Here is a 21,407-nt window from a genome sequence, read left to right on the forward strand (position 1 = left end):
CTTTTTTATTGGATGAGTCATGGCGGTTAGCCACAGGCGTTGGGCGCAATCCTAGTCGCGCCCGGAACTATGTGTCAATTTCGCGAATCGTCTGTATTTAGGCGAAATAATTCTAAGGAAGCGCCTACAGCGGTTCTGTTAGCGACAAAAAACCGCATTCAAAACGGCAAAAAACACATCTCGTAACACATTTCAAAGCCGATACGTTTGGTAATGGATAACGCGCGCAAATGCAAAGCATTACCATTAACGCGCAATTTTCCTCCCTAACAATTCGGATACATTCCTCCATGCCTGCCCCTCGCCTAACGCCCATCACCCTAGGGCTTTCTGTTCTGCTGTCTGCCGGTTTTGCCTGTGCGGCCACGACCTTGCCCGAAACGTCGATCAGCGCCGAAGCTGACGAAGACGACCCGCGCATCAAGGAAACCAGCACCGCCACCCGCACCGCCACACCTGTGCGGTATGTGCCCCAGGCGATCGACTCGGTGAAAACCGAAAGCCTGCGCTCCTACGGCACCAATGACCTGGGCCAGGCATTGAGCGGCATCCCTAACGTCAGCAGCGGCGCCGACACTCGCTTCGACAGCTTGCGCATCCGCGGTTTCGACGCGAGCAATGACTTCTATCTGGATGGCATTCGCGACGACAGCCAATACGTGCGCGACCTGCACAACATCGAGCGCATCGAAGTGCTCAAGGGGCCGGCAGCTGTACTCTACGGGCGAGGCGGTCAGGGAGGGATCGTCAACCGCGTGAGCAAACTGCCTGTGGCCGGGCATAAATCGAGTATCGAGGCGCAGGGCGGCAGCAATGATCTGCGCAGCTTGTATGCCGACCTCAGCACCGACCCCACCGATAACATCAGCCTGCGCCTGAACATGGGCAACCAGGACAACAACAGCTTCCGCGACGGCGTCAGCGGCAATCGCCAACTGTTCGCACCGTCCATGAGCTGGCAACTCACGCCGGACCTGAACTGGCTGGTGCAATACGAATACAGCCGCTACAACCGCACGCCCGACCGTGGCATTCCGGGGGTTAACGGCCGACCAGCCGATGTGAGCCGCAGCACCACTTATTTTGATAACCGCGACTACATCGACGACAAATCCCAGTCGCTGCGCTCCAAGCTGGCCTATGAACTCAACGACAACTGGCAACTGCGCCAGACGCTCGGTGTGTTCAAGCTCGACAGTGATTTCGACAATACCTACCAAACCGCCTACGTGCCGGCGACCCACAGCGTCACACGCCAACGCTGGCAGCAAGACCTGAACACCCTCAATATCTTCAACAACGTCGAGCTGGAAGGTGGCTTCAGCACCTACGGCCTGGAACACCGCCTGCTGACCGGCCTCGAACTGGGCAGCCAGCGCCGCGACCCGAAGCTGTACACCGCCACTGCCGTCAACCGAGGCGGCCAGGCCGTGCCGAGCCTGGACCTCAACCAGCCCAATCGCAACCTCAGCCACACTGGGCGCATGAGCGTATCAAGCAACAACCACACCGAAGTCGAAAGCCGTGCCCTTTACGTGCAGGACCAACTGCGCCTGAACGATCAGTGGCAAGTCCTGGCCGGCCTGCGTTATGACCGCTTTGAAGTGGACACCAAAAACAAACTGCTCAATACCCAGCAGGCTGTCAAAAGCCACAGCACCAGCCCCCGCTTCGGCCTGGTCTGGACGCCGCTGGAACACCACTCGTTCTACGCGTCGTGGAGCAAGACGTTTTCGCCTGCGGGCGGCGGCTTGATCGGTATCACCCCGAACGCCGCCGGCAGCGTCAACGACCTGAGCCCAGAGCTGACCAAGCAGAAGGAAATCGGGGTCAAGAGCGACTGGCTCGACGACCGCCTGAGCACCACCCTGGCGGTGTACGAACTGGAACTCTACAACCGCCGCACCAGCGACCCACTGGACCGTACCATTACCCTGCTCAGCGGCTTGCAGCGTTCACGTGGCGTGGAGCTGACCGCCACCGGCAAGATCGTCGGCAACTGGTACGTGCGCGGCGGCGTTGGCCTGCAGGATGCCAAGGTCGAAAAGGACAACAACGGCTTTGAAGGCAAGCGCGTCAGTGATGTGGCCAAGCGCAATGCCAGCCTGTTCATCACTTGGAAACCGGAGATGGGCTGGTACGCAGAAACCGGCCTGACGCTGGTGGGCGACCGTTATGCCGACAGCCTCAACACCGTGGTGTTGCCGGGTTATGGTCGTTGGGATGCGCTGGCGGGGTTCCGTCAGAAGGAATGGGACGTGAGGGCGGCGCTGAACAATATCGCGGATAAAACCTACTACGCCTCGGCGACCAGTGTGGCGCAGATTCAGCCAGGGGAACCGCGTAGCCTCGTCGTCACCGGCACTTACAGTTTCTAAATCTCCACCGCCACTTGTAGGAGCCGGCTTGCCGGCGATTGCGGCCTGAAGTCTTGCGCTGATTTCACCGACGCCATCGCCGGCAAGCCGGCTCCTACATGGGCGCCATCAACTCGCACAACGCGTGCACTTCATCCTCACTGAACAACCCCGCCGGGTAACGTTCACTCATCACGCTGCGCAAATCGGGCTGTTGCCTGATCTGTCGCGAGCCGTTTTCCTTCAACCAGAGCGCCAGCGCATGGATCGCGTCACCGTTGACCCGCAAGGGGTGGAACGTGCGCGTGTACATCAGGTTGATATCGGCGTTCATTTCAGCGCTCTCTCCTACTGCGTGAGCGGCTAACTTACTCAAGGTTTATGACAGAACTGTGCAGTCAACGCCTTGGGCCACTGTGACAACGGCGATACAAGAGCTATGCCAATGTCTCGTGCTCATAGGCGTTTTGACACAAAAAAGCCCGCGACCTGTCTGGGTCGCGGGCTTGTTGTGGAGGACCGAACCGATCAACGCCGGTTCGTCCTCATAGCGCTGTTACAACTGCACTCAATTTTTGTGCGGGGCCGGCTGTTGTTGGGTCAGGCAGTGGATGTTGCCGCCGCCCAGTAACAGTTCGCGGCCTGGCACCATCACCACTTCATGTTGCGGGAACAGCTCCTGCAGGATGGATTTGGCCTGGCTGTCCAGCGGGTCGTCGAAGCTTGGCGCGATGATGCCACCGTTGACGATCAGGAAGTTGACGTAGGAACCCGCCAACCGCACGGTCGGATTACGTTCCTGGGTGCCATCAACCGGGTCGACGCCGGCGCATTCTTCTTCGGTCGCATACAGCGGGCCAGGGATCGGCATTTTATGCACGGTGAACGAGCGACCCTGGGCGTCGGTGCTGCTTTGCAGCACCTCCATGGCGGCGTGGCAGCGCGCATAGTTCGGATCTTGCGGGTCGTCGGTCCAGGCCAGCAGCACTTCGCCTGGGCGCACGTAGCAACAGAAGTTATCCACATGGCCGTCGGTTTCGTCGTTGAACAGGCCATCCGGCAGCCAGATGATCTTATCCACAGCCAGGTTGGCGCTCAGCACCGCTTCGATCTCGGCACGGTCGAGGTGCGGGTTGCGATTGCGGTTGAGCAGGCATTCTTCGGTGGTGATCAGGGTGCCTTCGCCGTCGACATGGATCGAGCCGCCTTCCAGCACAAAACCTTCGGTGCGATAGCGCGAGGCGCGTTCGATTTCAAGAATCTTGCCGCCGACCTGGGAGTCGCGATTCCATGGCGAATACAGACCGCCGTCAAAACCGCCCCAGGCGTTGAAGTCCCAGTTCACGCCGCGCACTTCGCCGCTGTTGTTGATCACGAAGGTCGGGCCGGTATCACGTACCCAGGCGTCATCGCTGGACATCTCCACCACGCGGATATTTGGCACATCCAGGCGCGCGCGAGCGTTTTCGTACTGGCCAGCGGAAACCGCCACGGTCACCGGCTCAAACCGTGCAATGGCCTTGGCCACCGCCACATGAGCGGCTTGCGCGGGTTTGCCACCCAGGCGCCAGTTATCCGGGCGCTCCGGCCAGATCATCCAGGTCTGGGTCTGTGGCGCCCATTCGGCAGGCATATGAAAGCCATCGGCGCGGGGGGTGCTGTGCAAGGTGGTCATGGCGATCAGGACTCCGAATGGGGGTGAGGGCCGACTTCATAATGGATAAAAATCGGCTTTAATGGCGACATAAGTTAATAACTGGAAAATATTACAATAATTAGCCGATAACAATCGACAAATTACAAATGCTCATCGAGCACCTTCGACAGCATGTCGACGAAAAAATCCACGCTGCGCCGGGACGTGACCATCGGCGGCTTGATCTTGAGGATGTTCAAATAATCACCAGTGGGCTGCATGAAAATCCCCAGTTCGCGCAGGCGATCACACAGCAAGGTGGTTTCTTCAGTTGCCGGTTCCAGGGTCTGTCGGTCACGCACCAACTCCAGCCCGAGATAAAAGCCGGAGCCATGAACAGCCCCCACTAACGGATGACGATCGATCAGTTCCTCCAATCTTGCCTTGAAATGCCCGCCAACCACCTGGGCGTTTTCCCACAGTTTTTCCTCCTCCATCACGTCCAGCACGGCCATGCCAATGCGGCAACTGACCGGACTGCCTCCCGACGACGAGAAAAAGTAACCCTCGGCCTCCAGCGCTTCGGCAATTTCCCGGCGGGTAATCACCGCGCCCAGCGGCTGGCCATTGCCCATGCCCTTGGCCATGGTGATGATGTCGGGCACCACGCCCTGCTCTTCAAAGCCCCAGAAAAAATGCCCCATGCGGCCATAACCCACCTGCACTTCATCGGCGATACACACGCCGCCCTGGGCACGGACGAGTCCATACACCTGCTGCAAATAGCCCGGCGGCAACGAGATGCCACCGGCATTCCCATACACCGGCTCGCAGATGAAACCCGCCAGTTGGCGTTGGCTCGCGGCGATTTTCGCCAGGTTGTGTTCCACGCTTCGTACGTAGTCCGGCGCACTGTCCTGCCCACGGAACTCGCCGCGATAGGTATTGGGCGCGGTCACCGGGTGTACCCAGTCCGGGCGACTGCTTAATGCCTGAGGGTTATCGGCAATCGACGTGGACACTGCATCCGCCGCCACCGACCAGCCGTGGTAGGCCTCCAGCACGCTGAGCATGTCGCGCCCGCCGCTGAAGGCCCAGGCCAGGCGGATCGCCAAGTCATTGGCCTCGGTGCCGCTGTTGACCAGGAATACCCGGTCCATGCCTTCAGGCGCCAGCGACAGCAAACGTTCGGAAAATTCGGCAATCGCCGCGTAGTGGAAGCGCGAGTTGGTATTGAGCAACGACCACTGCCGCGCGGCCACCGTCGCCATGCGCGGATGGCCATGGCCCAGCACAGCGACGTTATTGAGCATATCCAGGTAGGAACGGCCCTGCATGTCGATCAGGTGGTTGCGCCAGCCGCGCTCGATACGCGGCGGGTCGGCGTAATAGTGCTTTTGCGAACGGGCGAAACTGGCATCGCGGCGGGCCAGCAGGGCCTCGGGGTCCAACTCGGGCTCGGCATCGCAGGCCAGGCCCAACAGCGCGGCCGGCGACGGACACAGCGACTGCCATGCCTGTGCCCGTGACGGCGTGCAGAACAACGGTGCGGGTACGTCAGCACGGCACAGTTGCACGGTGAGCGGGCCTTCGACCTCACCGATGACCTGCCCCTTGATCACCGCAGCACCTGGCTGCAACTGTGCTTTAACGCCCCATAGCCGCACGCTTGCCTCACGGCTGTGCACTTGAAGCTCACCGTTGACGCCCCGTCGCACAAGGCCTGCAAACGGTGCTTCAACGGATGTGCCCAACGGCACCTGCAGTTCGACATGCAACGGGAACGTCTCTGGCTCATTCGCGCTGTCGGGCTCGGTACGCGACAAACGGTATTGCCCATAACGACTCGCCGCCAGGCCATGCACCGCCGCCGCCTCCTGCAACAAGCGTTGATCGACGCCGGGTTGTTCCCAGTTACCGGCCTCGAAATGCGGGCTGAGCACGCCCAGGTCGATCAACGCAAACTCACGCCCAACCAACCCTGGCACCAACGGCGCAAAGCCCTGGCTGGCGATGGGTGCGGGCGCCTGCCCGACGCACCCCAGAATGGCCGCCTCCATTAATTCAAACGGCACTGACGTCGCTACATGGAAGATTTCCCCCTCATGTTCAGCGTTTTTCAGCAGGTAACTGTTATCCGGATCCAGGCGTTGCTGCTGCTCGCTGCTCAACACCAGCACCGCCGCACGGGCGACGATCAACGGCCACAGCGCCCGCAATTCTTCGTGCTGCAACGGCGTCACCGCGTGACACGCTTGAATCGCCGGCAAGATCGCAAAGGGATCGCCCTCGGCATGGTGCAGCAGCGCGGCGCAGGTCACCGACAGGTCGGCAATGCGCCAGGTATGCACCAGGTCGCCAAAGTCGATCACGCCCTGAACCTGCCAGTGCCGTTGCGCATCGCGCTGCCACACCACGTTGTCGTCGGTGATGTCCATATGCACCGCCTGCCACGGCAAGTGATCGGCCAGGGGGCGGATACGCTCCTCGACCTGCTCAGCCACTTGCTCCAGTACGGCGCGGTGCGGAAGGTTTTCCAGCGTCGCCAGCAGATGCTTGATCAATGCCTGGGCATGGCGCGGGTCCCACTGCAGCGTGCGCGCAAGACCCGGATGCTCAAACCGCGCCAGCGCCTGGCTCATGCGCCCACACAGGTCACCAAACCTTGCGATCACCCCACGCCCCAAGTGAGGCTGATGGGTCAACGGCTGGCCATCGATGTAATCCAGTACCCGCACGTGCAGGGCTTGACCGTCGAGGGTCAGGGTCAACAACTCTTCCCCCGTCGAAGACTTGATGACCTTGGGAACACGCACAGCCTGCAGGTTATTGAGCGCCGCATGCTGGGCGTGCAGCTCAACAGCGTCGTAGTCGCCCCGGCAGATTTTCAGAACAAACCGGCCACGGAGGCTGTCGACTTTGTAGTTGAGGTCTTGCTGGCTGCCCAACGATTGCAAGGTGCCAGTTAGGCCGTAATGCTGCTCAAGCAGTTGAGCCGCCTGGTCGGGGCTCACTTGCGGGCAGGGTAGACCGGCGCGATGGATCAGGGTGGCGAGCGGCATGGGGTTGGCCTCGGCTTTTTTAGGCGTGTATATCGCCATTGTTCAGGGGGGTTAGGCAACCCCTGAGGCATGCCGACCTGCCGGGCGCCCCAACACAGGCTATGCTCGCTAATCGTCCGTTTAAGGAAAAGGGCCCCCGACATGCGCATTCTCATTACCGGTGGCGCCGGTTTTATCGGTTCTGCTTTGGTACGCCACTTGATTCAGCACACCGAGCACGAAGTGCTCAACCTGGACAAACTCACCTACGCCGGCAACCTGGAATCATTGACCCGTATCGCGTCCAACAGCCGTTACGAATTCGTCCAGGCCGATATCAACGACCAGACCACCGTCAGCGCGGTACTGACGCGCTTTGAGCCCCAGGCGGTCATGCACCTGGCCGCCGAGTCCCATGTCGACCGTTCGATTGATGGGCCGTCGGACTTTATCCAGACCAATATCGTCGGCACCTACAGTCTGTTGGAAGCCACGCGGGGCTATTGGCAAACCCTCGCCGGTCCGGAAAAAAAGGCCTTCCGGTTTCACCATATTTCTACGGATGAGGTGTACGGCGACCTGCATGGTGTGGACGACCTGTTCACCGAAACCACGCCCTATGCCCCCAGCTCGCCCTACTCCGCGAGTAAAGCTGCTTCCGATCACCTGGTCCGCGCCTGGCAGCGCACCTATGGCTTGCCGGTACTGCTGACCAACTGTTCGAACAACTACGGGCCGTTCCACTTCCCCGAAAAACTTATCCCGCTGGTCATTCTCAATGCCCTCGCGGGCAAGCCATTGCCAGTCTACGGTGATGGCTTGCAGGTGCGCGACTGGCTGTTCGTCGAAGACCATGCCCGAGCATTGCTCAAGGTGGTGACCGACGGCGTAGTGGGCGAAACCTACAACATCGGCGGGCACAACGAACAAAAGAATATCGACGTCGTGCGACAGATCTGCGCCTTGCTGGAAGAACTGGCGCCACGGCATCCAGCAGGTGTGAAGCAATACGCCGACTTGATCACGTTCGTCAAAGACCGCCCCGGCCATGATCTGCGCTATGCAATCGACGCCAGCAAGATAGAACGAGAGCTGGGCTGGGCGCCGCAGGAAACCTTTGAAACCGGACTGCGCAAGACCGTGCAGTGGTACCTCGATAACCTGGAGTGGTGCCGCAGGGTCCAGGACGGTAGTTATCAAGGCCAACGACTGGGCAATACCGACATGAGGGATCTGATCGCATGATGAAGGGAATCGTATTGGCCGGCGGCTCCGGCACCCGTCTTCACCCCATTACCCTGGGCGTGTCCAAGCAACTATTGCCGGTGTATGACAAACCGATGATCTATTACCCGATTTCGGTGCTGATGTTGGCGGGTATCAAGGAAATCCTGGTGATTTCCACTCCGGCGGACCTGCCGCAATACCGCAACTTGCTGGGCGACGGCAGCCAGTTCGGCGTAACGTTCAGCTACGCCGAGCAGCCCACGCCAGATGGCCTGGCGCAGGCCTTCCTGATTGGCGAGGCGTTCATTGGCAAAGACCCTGTATGCCTGATCCTCGGCGATAACATCTTCCACGGCCAGAGCTTCAGCGCGCAGTTGCATGCAGCGGTGAAGCGCGGCAAAGGCGCCACGGTGTTTGGCTACTGGGTCAAAGACCCGGAACGCTTTGGTGTGATCGACTTCGACAGCGAAGGGCGCGCGCTGTCCATTGAAGAAAAGCCGGCGGTGCCTAAATCAAGCTATGCCGTGACAGGCCTGTATTTCTATGACAACGACGTGATCAGCATCGCCAAGGCGGTCAAGCCCTCCGCCCGTGGTGAGCTGGAGATCACCGACGTCAACAATGCCTACTTGCACCGGGGCGACCTGCACGTGGAACGCTTCGGCCGCGGCTTCGCCTGGTTGGATACCGGCACCCACGACAGCTTGTTGGACGCCTCGCAATACGTGCAAACTATCGAACGCCGCCAAGGGCTGAAAGTGGCATGCCTTGAAGAAATCGCCTACAGCAACGGCTGGATCGACCGCGACCACCTGCTGGAACGCGCCAAGTACTTCGGCAAGACCGGTTACGGCCAATACCTCTACTCACTGGCTGGAGACAACCAGTGAACGTCATTGAAACCTCACTGCCCGGCGTACTGATCATCGAACCCAAAGTGTTCGGTGACGAGCGCGGTTTTTTCTACGAAAGCTTCAACGCCCGCGCCTTTGAAGGGGCCACCGGGCTCAAGCGCCAGTTTGTGCAGGACAACCACTCGCGCTCGCAAAAAGGCGTGCTGCGCGGCCTGCATTACCAACTCGAACACACCCAGGGCAAATTGGTGCGCGTCACCGCCGGTGAAGTGCTGGACGTAGCCGTCGATATCCGCCGAAGCTCGCCGAATTTCGGCCAGTGGGTGGGTGTACGCTTGTCGGCCCAGAATCACCGCCAACTCTGGGTGCCGGAAGGCTTCGCCCATGGCTTCGTGGTACTGAGCGAGCACGCCGAATTCCTGTACAAAACCACGGACTACTATCAGCCCAGCGCCGAACGCAGCATCCTGTGGAATGACCCGACACTGGCCATCGACTGGGAGCTGAGCGAGACGCCACAGTTGTCCGCCAAGGACCAGGCAGGTAAACCCTTGCTGGAAGCTGACGTGTTCCCATGAAGATATTGATCACCGGCCGACATGGCCAAGTCTCCCGCGAACTGCAACTGCGGCTTCAAGGCCTGGGCGAGCTCATCGTCCTGGGCCGCGACCAGCTTGACCTGGCTGACGCAGACCAGATCCGCCAGCAAGTGCGAGCCCATCGCCCAGGCTTGATCATCAACGCAGCAGCCCATACTGCCGTCGATCTGGCCGAAAGCGAACCGGATGCAGCTTTTGCCATCAACGCCATCGCCCCGGGCATTCTCGCTGAGGAAACCAAGGCGCTGGGCATCCCGCTGATCCACTATTCCACCGACTACGTGTTCGACGGCAGCAAACCTGCGCCCTACATCGAAACCGACACGCCGAACCCACTGGGCGTCTACGGCCAAAGCAAACTGGCGGGCGAGCAGGCGATTACGGCGGTCGGTGGCGAACATCTCATTCTGCGCACCAGTTGGGTGTACTCCAACCACGGCAAGAACTTCCTGCTGACCATGCAGCGTCTGCTGCAAGAGAAGCCGCAGATGCGCATCGTCGCCGACCAGATCGGCGCGCCGACCTGGGCCGGCAGCATTGCCAACAGTACACGCGCATTGATCGAACGCTGGCAAGCAGGTGAACCGGGGGAGTGGGGCATCTATCACCTGACCGCCGGAGGCCAAACCTCATGGTTCGGTTTTGCCGAGGCCATTGGCGAGCACCTGCGCGAACAGGGCAAGGCCTGCGCCGAACTGGAGCCCATCCCTTCCAGCGCTTATCCGACACCCGCCCAGCGCCCGCTGAACTCGCGCCTGGACTGCAGCCGCCTGCTGCAGCAATGGCACGTCAGCCAGCCACACTGGCAAGACGCATTGCGCGAGTGTCTTGCACAGCAGCACTAGGCATAATGCGCCTGTACCCACAGGCGCACGACTCCCATGACTCCAACTCTCCCGCGTAGACCCCGCTGGCGCAGCCTCGCCTTATTGGCGTTGTGCCTGGCGCCGCTGCTGTGGCCGCTGGAGCACCTGGCCGAGCGTTATTACCGCAGCGAACTGGCCGGCCAGAACCGCCAGACCCTCGACCTGTACGTGGCCAACCTGCTGGGCACCCTGCATCGCTATGAGGTGTTGCCGCAGATCCTCGGCGACTTGCCCGCCTTGCGCACCGCGCTGGACGCGCCTCAAATCAGCACCAACCTGGTCAACGCCAACCTGCTGCTCAAGGACGTCGCCGCCCAGGCCGGGGTGGAGGTGATGTACCTGATGGACACCACCGGCAAGACCCTGGCCGCGTCCAACTGGGACAAACAAGACAGCTTCGTCGGGCGCAACTTCTCGTTTCGACCTTATTTCAGCGAAGCCATGGACGGGCGCCTGGGGCGGTTTTTCGGGTTGGGCACCACCTCGGCCAAACGTGGTTACTTCTTTGCCGCCGCCGTGCGCGATGGCGATACGATCATCGGCGTGCTGGTGGTCAAGGTCGACCTGGACCACACCGAAAGCCTGTGGGGCAATACGCCGGAACAATTGCTGGTCACCGACCACAATGGCGTGGTGATCCTGACCTCGCGCCCGCAATGGCGATTCCGCGCCACCCGGCCACTGACCGCTGAAGAGCGCCAGGCCATCATCGCCATCCAGCCCTACCCGACTCGCGACCCGCAGCCGCTGAGCCTGAGCAACACCGCCTGGCTGCGCCAATCCACGGCCATCGCCGAAACCGGTTGGAACGTGGAGATCCTCGCGCCGCGCTCACTGATCAACCGCCCCGTGCGCACGGTGGTTGCAGTCGGCGGCGCCACGCTGTTGGTGTTGATGTTGCTGCTCGGCCTGATGATGCAACGTCGCCGCCATTACCTGGAACGCATTGCGTTCGAAGCCAAGGCCCGTCGCGAACTGGAAGCGCGGGTAGTCGAACGGACCAGCGATCTGGAAGGTCTCAACCGGCGCCTGAAACAGGAAGTGCTGGAGCGCGAACACGCCCAGCAGGAGCTGGTGCGCGCCCAGGATGACCTGGTACAGGCGGGCAAACTGTCGGCGCTGGGCACCATGTCGGCGAGCATCAGTCATGAACTCAACCAGCCCCTGGCGGCGATTCGCAGCTATGCAGAGAACGCCGAAATCCTGCTCGACCATGAGCGCACCACCGATGCACGGGGCAATCTCAAACTGATCAGCGAGCTGACCGGGCGCATGGCCTCGATCATCGCCCACCTGCGCGCCTTCGCCCGCCGCGATCGCCATGCGCCGGAGAGCGTGGCCCTGCAACCGGCGCTGGACGATGCACTGGCGTTGCTCGCCAAGCGGCGGCGGTCGATGGAGGTGGAGCTGATTCGCGATTTGCCCGAAGCGACCCTGTGGGTACAGGCCGGTGAAACCCGCCTGCGCCAGGTGCTGGGCAACCTGCTCGCCAACGCCCTCGACGCGCTCACCGAAAAAGGCCCGCCGCGCAAACTGTGGCTGAGTGCCGAAACCACCGAACAGGGCGTCAACCTGTACATTCGCGACAACGGCCCGGGCTTTTGCATGGAAGCCCTGGGCCGCGCCAGCGAGCCGTTCTACACCACCAAGACCCGCACCCAGGGCCTTGGCTTGGGGCTGGCGATCTGTGACACCCTGATGCGTGCCTTTGGCGGCGAACTGCTGTTCGCCAACCACAAGGAAGGCGGCGCGCTGTTAACCTTGAAATTGCGTGCCGGTGCGCCGGGCGTCAGTCTGCAACCGTCCGAGGACCGCAGTGTATGAGTATCGATAACCAGATTCAGGTGGTGTTGATCGACGACGATCCACACCTGCGTCAGGCCCTGTGCCAGACCCTGGACCTGGCCGGGCTGAAAGTCCTGACCCTGGGCGAAGCCACCGGCCTTACCGCGCGCCTGTCGCGGGACTGGCCGGGCGTGGTGGTCAGCGACATCCGCATGCCCGGCATGGACGGCCTGGAACTGCTCGCCGAACTGCATGGCCAGGACCCAGACCTGCCGGTGCTGCTGATCACCGGCCACGGCGACGTACCACTGGCAGTGCAAGCCATGCGCGCCGGGGCCTATGACTTCCTGGAAAAACCGTTCGCCAGCGACGCCCTGCTCGACAGCGTGCGCCGCGCCCTGGCCCTGCGCCGGCTGGTGCTGGACAACCGCAGCCTGCGCCTGGCCCTCAGCGACCGGCAGCAACTGAGCACGCGCCTGGTCGGCCACTCGCCGCAAATGCTGCGCCTGCGCGAGCAGATCGGCGCCCTGGCCGCGACCAAGGCCGATGTGCTGATCCTCGGTGAAACCGGCGCCGGCAAAGAAGTGGTCGCCCGCGCACTGCATGACCTGTCGAGCCGCCGCAGCGGGCCATTTGTGGCGATCAACGCAGGCGCCTTGGCCGAGTCCGTGGTCGAAAGCGAACTGTTTGGCCACGAGCCCGGCGCCTTCACTGGCGCGCAGAAACGCCGTATCGGCAAGTTCGAGTTCGCCAACGGCGGCACCCTGTTCCTGGATGAAATCGAAAGCATGAGCCTGGATGTGCAGGTCAAGCTGTTGCGCCTGTTGCAGGAGCGGGTGGTGGAGCGCCTGGGCGGCAATCAGCTGATCCCGCTGGATATCCGCATCATCGCCGCCACCAAGGAAGACCTGCGCCAGTCCGCCGACCAGGGCCGCTTCCGTGCCGACCTGTATTACCGCCTCAACGTCGCGCCGCTGCGTATTCCGCCGCTGCGTGAGCGTGGTGAGGATGCACTGATGCTGTTCCAGCACTTCGCCGATGAAGCCAGCAGCCGTCACGGTTTGCCGCTGCACGAACTGCAACCGGGCCAGCGCGCACTGCTGTTGCGCCATAGCTGGCCGGGCAATGTGCGTGAGCTACAGAATGCTGCGGAACGTTTCGCGCTGGGCCTGGAGCTGGCACTGGATAACACGCCGGACAATCCATCGGCCGGTGTCCTGACCTCCACGCCCGGAGGTCTGAGCGAACAGGTCGAGCAGTTCGAAAAAAGCCTGATCGCCGCCGAACTGACCCGTCCCCACAGCTCCATGCGCAGCCTCGCCGAAGCCCTGGGCGTACCGCGCAAGACCCTGCACGACAAGCTGCGCAAGCATGGCCTGAACTTCGCCAACCAAAGCAGCGACGACGAATGACCGCCCCCACCCGCCAAGAGGCCCCCATGAGCCGCGACAGCCGTTACCTGGAATCCATCCTTCACCACGACATCCCCCTCACCCGGGAAATGGGCCTTAAGGTGCTCGACTGGAAACAAGGACGGTTGGAACTGCATTTGCCCTTGCAAGCCAACATCAACCACAAAAGCACCATGTTCGGCGGCAGCCTGTACTGCGGCGCAGTGCTGGCGGGCTGGGGCTGGCTGCACTTGCAGTTGCGTGAAGAAGGGATTGAAGACGGGCATATCGTGATTCAGGAAGGGCAGATCAGTTATCCGCTGCCGGTCACGCGGGATGCGACCGCGATGTGCGCGGCGCCGGAGGACAAGGTGTGGAAGCGGTTTCTGGCGACCTACAAGCGTTATGGCCGCGCGCGGTTGACGCTGGAGACATGGATTGTGAATGAGGGGAGTGAGGAGCACGCAGTCGCTTTCACCGGCCAATACGTCCTGCACCGCTAAAAGCCACGGGACCGCCCTGTAGGAGCGAGCTTGCTCGCGAAAATCGTCAACGATAACGCAGCGATCCTGGTGATCGCGGCGCTCTCAGGTTTTTCGCGAGCAAGCTCGCTCCTACAGAAGAAGTCAGGAACGGGCCAGGGTCAGCAACCGTTCACGCCATGCCGCCTTCGCCGGCAACGCCAGAAAGAACGGATTCAACAACGATGCCCGCGCCGGATAGCTGAACGGTTCACCGCTCAACTCCAACACCTCGCCCCCCGCCCCTTCCAGCACGCCCTGGGCTGCGGCGGTGTCCCACTGCGACGTCGGCGCCAGACGCGGGTAGCAATCGGCACTGCCTTCGGCCAGGAGGCAGAACTTCAACGAGCTGCCGATATTCGCCAGCTTCAACGCGCCCAGGCCTTCGCTCAATCCGTCCAACAGACGCTCCTGCTCGGGGCTGGAATGCCGACGGCTGGCCACTACGGTAAACGATTCGCCCGCTGCCGGTGCCTGGCGCACCTGGATCTGCTTGGGTGCCTCATTCACATCCGAACGCCAGGCGCCCAGGCCGGCGCCACCAAAATAACAACGGCCGCTGGTGGGCATCGACACTACGCCGAACACCACGCGGCCCTGTTCGATCAGGGCGATGTTCACGGTGAACTCTTCGCTGCCGGCGATAAATTCCTTGGTACCGTCCAATGGGTCTACCAGCCACCAGCGCTGCCAGCCAGCGCGCACGCTCTGGTCGATGTCGGCGTCTTCCTCGGACAACACCGGAATGCTGGGGTCCAGCGCGGTCAGGCCTGCCAGGATCAGATGGTGAGCCGCCAGATCCGCTGCCGTCACGGGCGAATCGTCGGCTTTGGAGGTCACGGCCACGTCGGCACGCCAGAAAGGCAAAATCACTTCACCGGCCTGACGAGCCAGTTCGATCACAGGGGCAATAAACGGGTGGCCTAAAAACAGTTCGCTCATGCGGTAAACGCTCCACGCTGGGTCAACAGGTCTCGTACCAGGTACAGCGCGGCCAGGGCGCGGCCTTCGCTGAATTGCTCGTTTTGCGCGAGCATCGACAGCTCACGCAGGTTGACCCGGTCCACACGCATCGGCTCAGGTTCATCGCCTTCCAGGCGTTCTTCATAGAGGTCGGTGGCCAATACCACCTGGATTTTCTGGCTCATGTAGCCAGGCGACAGCGACAGTTCGGTGAGGTGTTCCAACTGCCGCGCGCCATAGCCAGCCTCTTCCTTGAGCTCGCGGTTGGCGGCGGCCAGTACGTCTTCGCCGGGTTCGATCAAGCCTTTGGGCAAGGACAATTCATATTCGTCGGTGCCGCCGCAGTATTCTTCCACCAGCAGCGCATGGTCCGCGTCGATCATCGCCACGATCATCACCGCACCGTAACCGGCACCGCGGCCCACCAGGCGCTCATAGGTCCGTTCAACGCCATTGGAAAAGCGCAATTGCACTTCCTCCACGCGGAACAAACGGCTACTGGCGACTATTTCGCGGGCGAGGACGGTGGGTTTCTGGCGCATGAGCGGCTCCTTGGCGTGATCGGGTTACTATACCGTGGCTTTTCCGATTGTCTGTGTCGGATATTTTTACTTACATGAGACCGCCCCATGCCCTCTTTGCCCTGGCACGCCATCGACACTGTCCTGCTGGACATGGACGGCACCCTGCTCGACCTGCATTTCGACAACCACTTCTGGATGGAGCACTTGCCTCAACGCTACGCCGAACTGCACGGGGTGAGCCGGGCCATGGCGGAGATGGAGTTGCAGCCTCTGTTCGAGCGTAACGCCGGACAGTTGCAATGGTATTGCCTGGATTTCTGGAGTACCGAACTGAAGATCCCGGTACGCGAACTCAAGCTGGAAACCGCGCACCTTATCGCCCTGCGCCCAGATGCGGACACCTTCCTGGCGGCAATCAAACAGGCCGGCAAGCGTGTGATCCTGATCACTAACGCTCATCGTGATTCGTTGTCATTGAAGTTGGAACGCATTGAACTGGCGCCGTATTTCGAACGATTGATCAGTTCCCATGATTACGGTTTCGCCAAGGAAAACCCGCAGTTCTGGGACGCCCTGCGAGCCGATATCCACTTCGACCCGGCCCGCAGTCTGTTTATCGACGACACCCTGCCGATCCTTCGTAGCGCCCGGGACTTTGGTGTGGGGCATTTGCTGGCGGTGAAGGAACCGGACAGCCAGAAGGGGCCAAAGGACACGGGGGAGTTCGCGGCGGTAGAGGATTACCGGGACTTGATTGTGGGCTTGTGACCCTCTGTAGGAGCGGGCTTGCCCGCGAAGATCGTTAACGATAACGCAGCTACTGCGGTTTACTGCGGCGTTCTCAGGTTCTTCGCGAGCAAGCTCGCTCCTACAGGGGTTGAGGGTTACTCAGGAATGCGCAGTGTCTGCCCTGGGTAAATCTTGTCCGGATGCGACAACAGCGGCTTGTTGGCCTCGAAGATTTTGTTGTACTGGTTGGCGTTGCCATACACCGCCAGGGAGATCGCGCTCAGGGTGTCGCCCTTTTTCACCACGACGAAACGGGCGGCAGCCACAGCCGGGCCGGATACGGTGATCTGGTCATCAACACTGGCCACACCGGCGATATTACCTGCCGCAAGAAGGACTTTTTCTTTCTCTTCCTGACTGGCAACTGTCCCGGTAAGCGTGACCTTGTCGCCCTCGACGGTGGCGTGAACGTCTGGGTTGCCCAGGCCGACTTTCTCAATATGTTTTTTCAGGTCCTCACTCGCGTTGGCGTTACCCGGAGTCAGCAGGTCAATCAACTTCTCGCCCGCTTCCTTTACAAAGCTAAAAATACTCATAGTGCGCTCTCCTTGGGATTTGATTTCCAGATGCCCAAGACTAGACCAGTCCTGCGGATTTGGGTTCCGGCCCGGCCAAAGACCCAAACGCGCTAGAATCCCCCCGCCATTGGAATAAGCCCTGGAGCGAAGATGGACATCAAACAGTTGAAATTCCTCATCGCCCTCGACGAAACCCGTCACTTCGGCCAGGCAGCGGCACGTTGCCACATCACCCAACCGACCCTGTCGATGCGTTTGCGCAGCCTTGAAGAAGAGCTGGACCTGCCTCTGGTCAATCGTGGCCAGCGTTTCGAGGGCTTTACTGCACCCGGTGAACGGGTGCTGGCCTGGGCACGCACGGTGCTGGCGGCGTACGACGGATTACAGGCCGAAGCGGCAGCCTGTCGCGGCAACCTGGTGGGTACGTTGCGCCTGGGCGTGGTGCCGCTGTCGAGCTTTGATCCTTTGGCGTTGATGCAGCAACTGCATAAACAACACCCGAACTTGCGCTTCGAGCTGTCGGCCCTCAGTTCTGAGCAGATACTGGAACAACTGGCGAGTAACCGGCTGGACCTGGGCGTGTCCTACCTGGAACGCCTGGACAATGAGCGCTTCGACTCGCTGGCCTTGGGTGAAACCCGCATGGGCCTGCTTTACGACCAGCGCTTCTTCAGCTTCGGTGACACGCCGTTGAGCTGGGAAGCGTTGATCGAACTGCCGTTGGGCATGCTCACGAGCGGCATGCACTTTCGCCAGTCTATCGACCATAACTTCCACAGCCGTGGGCTCAACCCGCAACCGCTCCTGCAGACGGATGCCGTCCATCAATTGTTACAAGCCGTGCACGGCGGATTGTGTTGCGCGGTAATGCCGCTGGATGGCGGCCTGGACGCACTCACCGAGCACCTGCGCCTACAGCCAATCGAAGACGCCCACACCCTCGCGCGCCTGGGGCTGATCATGCGGCGCAGCGCCCCGCGCTCAGCACTGGCCGAGGCGTGTTTCGCGCTGTATCAGAAATCGCAAAACGAGCCTTGATCGACGTCATCTATCGGTAGATCAGTACTGGCAATTAGACGCGACGCTTTGTCGCGCCTAGTCTAAACACTGATCAATCCGCCGGTGGTACTGCCCCATGAACGCCAAGCGCCCAGTCTGCGCGGCGCCCGCTCTCGAAACGCCAGCGCCCGCCGCCAGCCAGAGCTATCAGTATTGCAATCTCGAACACACGGAATCTGCCAGCACAGCCTTGGCGGAAGAAGTGGCGTTGGCGATTGCCTACAACGACATCAGCCAAGCGGTGATGCTCGTGACGCCGACGGACCTGGAAGACTTTATAGTCGGTTTCAGCATCGGTAGCGGCATTATCGCCGACGTTAGCGACATCTATGATCTGCAACTCAGCGGTTCGGGCTCAGCCCAATTTGCTCAGGTGCAGATCTCCAGCCGCGCCTTCTGGAACCTCAAGCAGCAGCGCCGCCAGTTGGCCGGCACCAGCGGCTGTGGCTTGTGTGGCGTGGAAGCCGTTGAACAGGCCCTCCCAGACCTCCAGGTATTGCCCGGCGCGCCCTTGCCACCCGCCGAGTGGCTGGATGGCCTGCGCCAGCGCATCAGCGCCTTTCAGCCTTTGGGCCAATACAGCGGCGCCGTGCATGCGGCCGTGTTCATGAACGGCCAGGGCGAGTTGCTGCTCGGTCGCGAAGACATCGGCCGGCACAACGCCCTGGATAAGTTGATCGGCGCCTTGATCCGCCAAAAGATTCCGACCGAAGGCGGCCTGGCGATTGTTACCAGCCGTTGCAGCCTGGAGCTGATCCAGAAAGTCCTGCGCGCGGGCATCCAGACCTTGGTCAGCCTGTCGTCACCCACCGGCCTGGCCCTGCAATGGGCCCGCCGGCATAACCTCAATCTCATCCACCTGCCGCAGAAAAGTGCGCCGCGGGTCTACAGCCCTGCGATGGAGAACCAGCCATGAGCCAGCACCACCAAGCCGACCAAACCCCGACCCCGCGCTACAAGCCCTACAAAGGCCCGGCCGGCGGCTGGGGTGCACTGATCAGCGTGGCGCAGGCCTGGTTGACCAGTGACAACGCGCTGAAGAACCTGCGCATGATGCTCAAGACCAACCAGAACGGCGGCTTCGACTGCCCCGGTTGCGCCTGGGGTGATTCGCCGGAAAGCGGCATGGTCAAGTTCTGCGAAAACGGCGCCAAGGCGGTGAACTGGGAAGCCACCAAACGCCGCGTCGACGCGGCGTTCTTCGCCAAACACAGCGTGACTGCCCTGCTGGAGCAAAGTGACTATTGGTTGGAATACCAAGGCCGCCTGACCGAGCCGATGCGCTATGACGCCGAAACCGACCGCTACCAGCCCATCAGCTGGGAAGCGGCCTTCGACCTGGTCGGTAAACATCTCAATGCCCTGCCGAGCCCGGACATGGCCGAGTTCTACACCTCGGGTCGCGCCAGCAACGAGGCGGCGTACCTGTATCAACTGTTCGTGCGCGCCTACGGCACCAACAACTTCCCAGATTGTTCCAACATGTGCCACGAAGCCAGCGGCGTTGCCCTGGCGCAAAGCGTGGGCGTCGGCAAAGGCACCGTGACCTTTGACGATTTCGAACACGCTGATGCTATTTTCGTCTGGGGCCAGAACCCCGGCACCAACCACCCGCGCATGCTCGAACCGCTGCGCGAGGCGGTCAAACGTGGCGCCCAGGTTGTGTGCATCAACCCGCTGAAAGAGCGCGGCCTGGAACGCTTCCAGCATCCGCAACACCCGCTGGAAATGCTCACCAACGGCGACAAACCGACCAACACAGCCTACTTCCGCCCGGCGCTGGGTGGCGACATGGCCATCCTGCGCGGCATGGCCAAGTTCCTGCTGCTGTGGGAGCGCCAGGCTCAGGCCGAAGGCAAGGAGGCCGTATTCGACCACGACTTCCTCAACGAACACACCGCCAATGTGCTGGAGTACCTGGGCAAGATCGACGACACCTCCTGGGATGAAATCGTCGAGCAGTCCGGCCTGACCTTGGTGGAGATCGAGCAAGCGGCGCGCATGTACGCCAAAGGCAAGAACGTGATCATGTGCTGGGCCATGGGCATCACCCAGCACCGCCATTCGGTGCCGACCATCCAGGAAATCGCCAACCTGATGCTGCTGCGCGGCAACATCGGCCGCCCGGGCGCCGGTCTGTGCCCGGTGCGCGGTCACAGTAACGTGCAGGGCGACCGCACCATGGGCATCAACGAACGTCCGCCTGTGGCGTTCCTCGACTCCCTGGAACGTCGCTTCCAGTTCCAGGTGCCCCGCGTCAACGGCCACAACGTGGTCGAGGCGATTCACGCCATGCTCGAAGGCCGCTCCAAGGTGTTTATCGGCCTGGGCGGCAACTTCGCCCAAGCCACGCCAGACAGCCCGCGCACTTTTGAAGCCCTGCGCAATTGCGACCTGACCGTGCAGATCAGCACCAAGCTCAACCGCAGCCACCTGATGCACGGCAAAGACGCGCTGATCCTGCCGTGCCTGGGCCGTACCGACATCGACATCCAGGCCGACGGCCCGCAAGCGGTGACGGTGGAAGACTCGTTCAGCATGGTCCACGGCTCGAACGGCCAGTTGCAGCCGCTGTCGAAGCTGATGAAATCCGAGCCGGCGATTCTGGCCGGTATCGCTGCCGCCACCCTGGGCAGTAAGCCTGTGGATTGGAACTGGCTGGTGGCCGATTACGGGCGCATCCGCGACCTGATCGCCGATACCATTCCGGGCTTCAAGGACTTCAATGAGAAAATCAAGAATCCGGGTGGCTTCTACCTGGGCAACTCCGCCGGTGCACGCCGCTGGAACACCCCGTCGGGGCGCGCCAACTTCCGCCCGAACATCTTGCCCAAAGACTTGATCCACGAGCGCACCCACGCGACGGGCAAGGTTCCGGACCTGATCATGCAATCGATGCGCTCCCACGATCAGTACAACACCACCATTTATGGCCTGGACGACCGCTACCGTGGGGTCAAGGGCCAGCGTGACGTGCTGTTCGTCAACGAGGCCGACATCATCCGCCTGGGCTTCAAGCCGGGACAGAAGGCCGACATCGTGTCGCTGTGGGAAGACGGCCGCGAGCGCCGGGTGAAGGGCTTTACCCTCCTGGCGTTTGATATTCCGGCCGGGCAGGCTGCGGCCTACTACCCGGAAGTGAACCCACTGGTGCCGCTGGAAAGCACAGGGGATGGCAGCCATACGCCGACGTCGAAGTTCGTGGCGATCCGTTTGGAAGCGGCGAGTGACAATGGGCTGATCATGGCGCGCTCTGCATAAATCTTCGGGCACAAAA

Annotated in this window: 18 protein-coding genes; 12 read left to right on the top strand and 6 right to left on the bottom strand. The window is 61.4% G+C overall.

The features are described from left to right. Positions 1-290 precede the first annotated feature (290 nt). Positions 291-2,378: a TonB-dependent receptor gene (locus tag HX868_RS02370; protein WP_177001780.1), complete on the top strand. Its 2,088-nt coding sequence runs from the start codon at positions 291-293 to the stop codon at positions 2,376-2,378. Positions 2,379-2,472: 94 nt separating this feature from the next. On the opposite strand, the gene HX868_RS02375 is transcribed toward HX868_RS02370, so the two are convergent. The 3 genes from HX868_RS02375 to HX868_RS02385 form a co-directional block, all read right to left on the bottom strand. Further along, entirely contained in the window at positions 2,473-2,691 is a 219-nt protein-coding gene (locus HX868_RS02375) for a hypothetical protein (RefSeq protein WP_177001781.1), read from the bottom strand. Between the two features lie 234 nt (positions 2,692-2,925). Then, a complete protein-coding gene (gene aguA / locus HX868_RS02380; protein WP_122730349.1) occupies positions 2,926-4,032 on the bottom strand; it encodes an agmatine deiminase in 1,107 nt (368 codons plus the stop codon). Positions 4,033-4,154: 122 nt separating this feature from the next. Continuing rightward, on the bottom strand, positions 4,155-7,055 hold the full coding sequence (locus HX868_RS02385) for an aminotransferase (protein WP_177001782.1): 2,901 nt from the start codon (positions 7,053-7,055) through the stop codon (positions 4,155-4,157). A 141-nt stretch (positions 7,056-7,196) separates the two neighbouring features. Between HX868_RS02385 and rfbB the strand changes: the two genes are divergently transcribed. From rfbB to HX868_RS02420, 7 genes are read left to right on the top strand one after another with little or no spacing between them, the layout of a single operon-like run. Then, the gene (rfbB, locus tag HX868_RS02390) at positions 7,197-8,279 is read left to right on the top strand and encodes a dTDP-glucose 4,6-dehydratase (RefSeq protein WP_177001783.1); all 1,083 of its coding nucleotides are present in this window, start codon (positions 7,197-7,199) and stop codon (positions 8,277-8,279) included. Continuing rightward, positions 8,276-9,151, top strand: coding sequence for a glucose-1-phosphate thymidylyltransferase RfbA (gene rfbA, locus HX868_RS02395; protein ID WP_177001784.1), 876 nt, complete (start codon positions 8,276-8,278; stop codon positions 9,149-9,151). The genes rfbB and rfbA overlap by 4 nt, the downstream gene beginning before the upstream one ends. Further along, a complete protein-coding gene (gene rfbC / locus HX868_RS02400) occupies positions 9,148-9,693 on the top strand; it encodes a dTDP-4-dehydrorhamnose 3,5-epimerase (protein WP_177001785.1) in 546 nt (181 codons plus the stop codon). The genes rfbA and rfbC overlap by 4 nt, the downstream gene beginning before the upstream one ends. Continuing rightward, positions 9,690-10,559, top strand: coding sequence for a dTDP-4-dehydrorhamnose reductase (gene rfbD, locus HX868_RS02405; protein WP_177001786.1), 870 nt, complete (start codon positions 9,690-9,692; stop codon positions 10,557-10,559). The genes rfbC and rfbD overlap by 4 nt, the downstream gene beginning before the upstream one ends. Before the next feature lie 36 nt (positions 10,560-10,595). After that, entirely contained in the window at positions 10,596-12,404 is a 1,809-nt protein-coding gene (locus HX868_RS02410) for a sensor histidine kinase (protein WP_177001787.1), read from the top strand. After that, a complete protein-coding gene (locus HX868_RS02415) occupies positions 12,401-13,777 on the top strand; it encodes a sigma-54-dependent transcriptional regulator (RefSeq protein ID WP_033898710.1) in 1,377 nt (458 codons plus the stop codon). Before HX868_RS02410 ends, HX868_RS02415 begins: the two co-directional genes overlap by 4 nt. A gap of 26 nt (positions 13,778-13,803) precedes the next feature. After that, positions 13,804-14,259 (top strand): YiiD C-terminal domain-containing protein, encoded by a 456-nt coding sequence (locus HX868_RS02420; protein ID WP_177001788.1) that lies wholly within the window; start codon positions 13,804-13,806, stop codon positions 14,257-14,259. Positions 14,260-14,382: 123 nt separating this feature from the next. On the opposite strand, the gene cysQ is transcribed toward HX868_RS02420, so the two are convergent. Both cysQ and nudE read right to left on the bottom strand, forming a co-directional pair. Next, positions 14,383-15,219: a 3'(2'),5'-bisphosphate nucleotidase CysQ gene (cysQ, locus tag HX868_RS02425; RefSeq protein WP_016979065.1), complete on the bottom strand. Its 837-nt coding sequence runs from the start codon at positions 15,217-15,219 to the stop codon at positions 14,383-14,385. Next, positions 15,216-15,782 carry an ADP compounds hydrolase NudE gene (nudE, locus tag HX868_RS02430; RefSeq protein ID WP_016979064.1) on the bottom strand — a complete coding sequence of 189 codons (567 nt, stop codon included), beginning with the start codon at positions 15,780-15,782 and terminating at the stop codon, positions 15,216-15,218. The genes cysQ and nudE overlap by 4 nt, the downstream gene beginning before the upstream one ends. 87 nt (positions 15,783-15,869) lie before the next feature. Between nudE and yrfG the strand changes: the two genes are divergently transcribed. Then, positions 15,870-16,532: a GMP/IMP nucleotidase gene (yrfG, locus tag HX868_RS02435; protein ID WP_177001789.1), complete on the top strand. Its 663-nt coding sequence runs from the start codon at positions 15,870-15,872 to the stop codon at positions 16,530-16,532. Positions 16,533-16,648: 116 nt separating this feature from the next. Here yrfG and lysM read toward each other — a convergent pair whose 3' ends face one another. Next, on the bottom strand, positions 16,649-17,089 hold the full coding sequence (lysM, locus tag HX868_RS02440; RefSeq protein ID WP_016979062.1) for a peptidoglycan-binding protein LysM: 441 nt from the start codon (positions 17,087-17,089) through the stop codon (positions 16,649-16,651). A 132-nt stretch (positions 17,090-17,221) separates the two neighbouring features. Here lysM and HX868_RS02445 point away from each other — a divergent pair, with 132 nt between their 5' ends. From HX868_RS02445 to HX868_RS02455, 3 genes are all read left to right on the top strand, one after another. Continuing rightward, positions 17,222-18,109: a LysR family transcriptional regulator gene (locus tag HX868_RS02445; RefSeq protein ID WP_177001790.1), complete on the top strand. Its 888-nt coding sequence runs from the start codon at positions 17,222-17,224 to the stop codon at positions 18,107-18,109. A 97-nt stretch (positions 18,110-18,206) separates the two neighbouring features. After that, positions 18,207-19,046 (top strand): formate dehydrogenase accessory sulfurtransferase FdhD, encoded by an 840-nt coding sequence (gene fdhD, locus HX868_RS02450; RefSeq protein WP_177001791.1) that lies wholly within the window; start codon positions 18,207-18,209, stop codon positions 19,044-19,046. Beyond that, complete coding sequence (locus HX868_RS02455) at positions 19,043-21,391, top strand: FdhF/YdeP family oxidoreductase (protein ID WP_028615315.1); 2,349 nt, start codon at positions 19,043-19,045, stop codon at positions 21,389-21,391. Before fdhD ends, HX868_RS02455 begins: the two co-directional genes overlap by 4 nt. Positions 21,392-21,407: the final 16 nt, after the last annotated feature.

It is taken from the genome of Pseudomonas reactans (assembly GCF_013385825.1).
In the GTDB taxonomy this organism is placed as follows: domain Bacteria; phylum Pseudomonadota; class Gammaproteobacteria; order Pseudomonadales; family Pseudomonadaceae; genus Aquipseudomonas; species Aquipseudomonas reactans.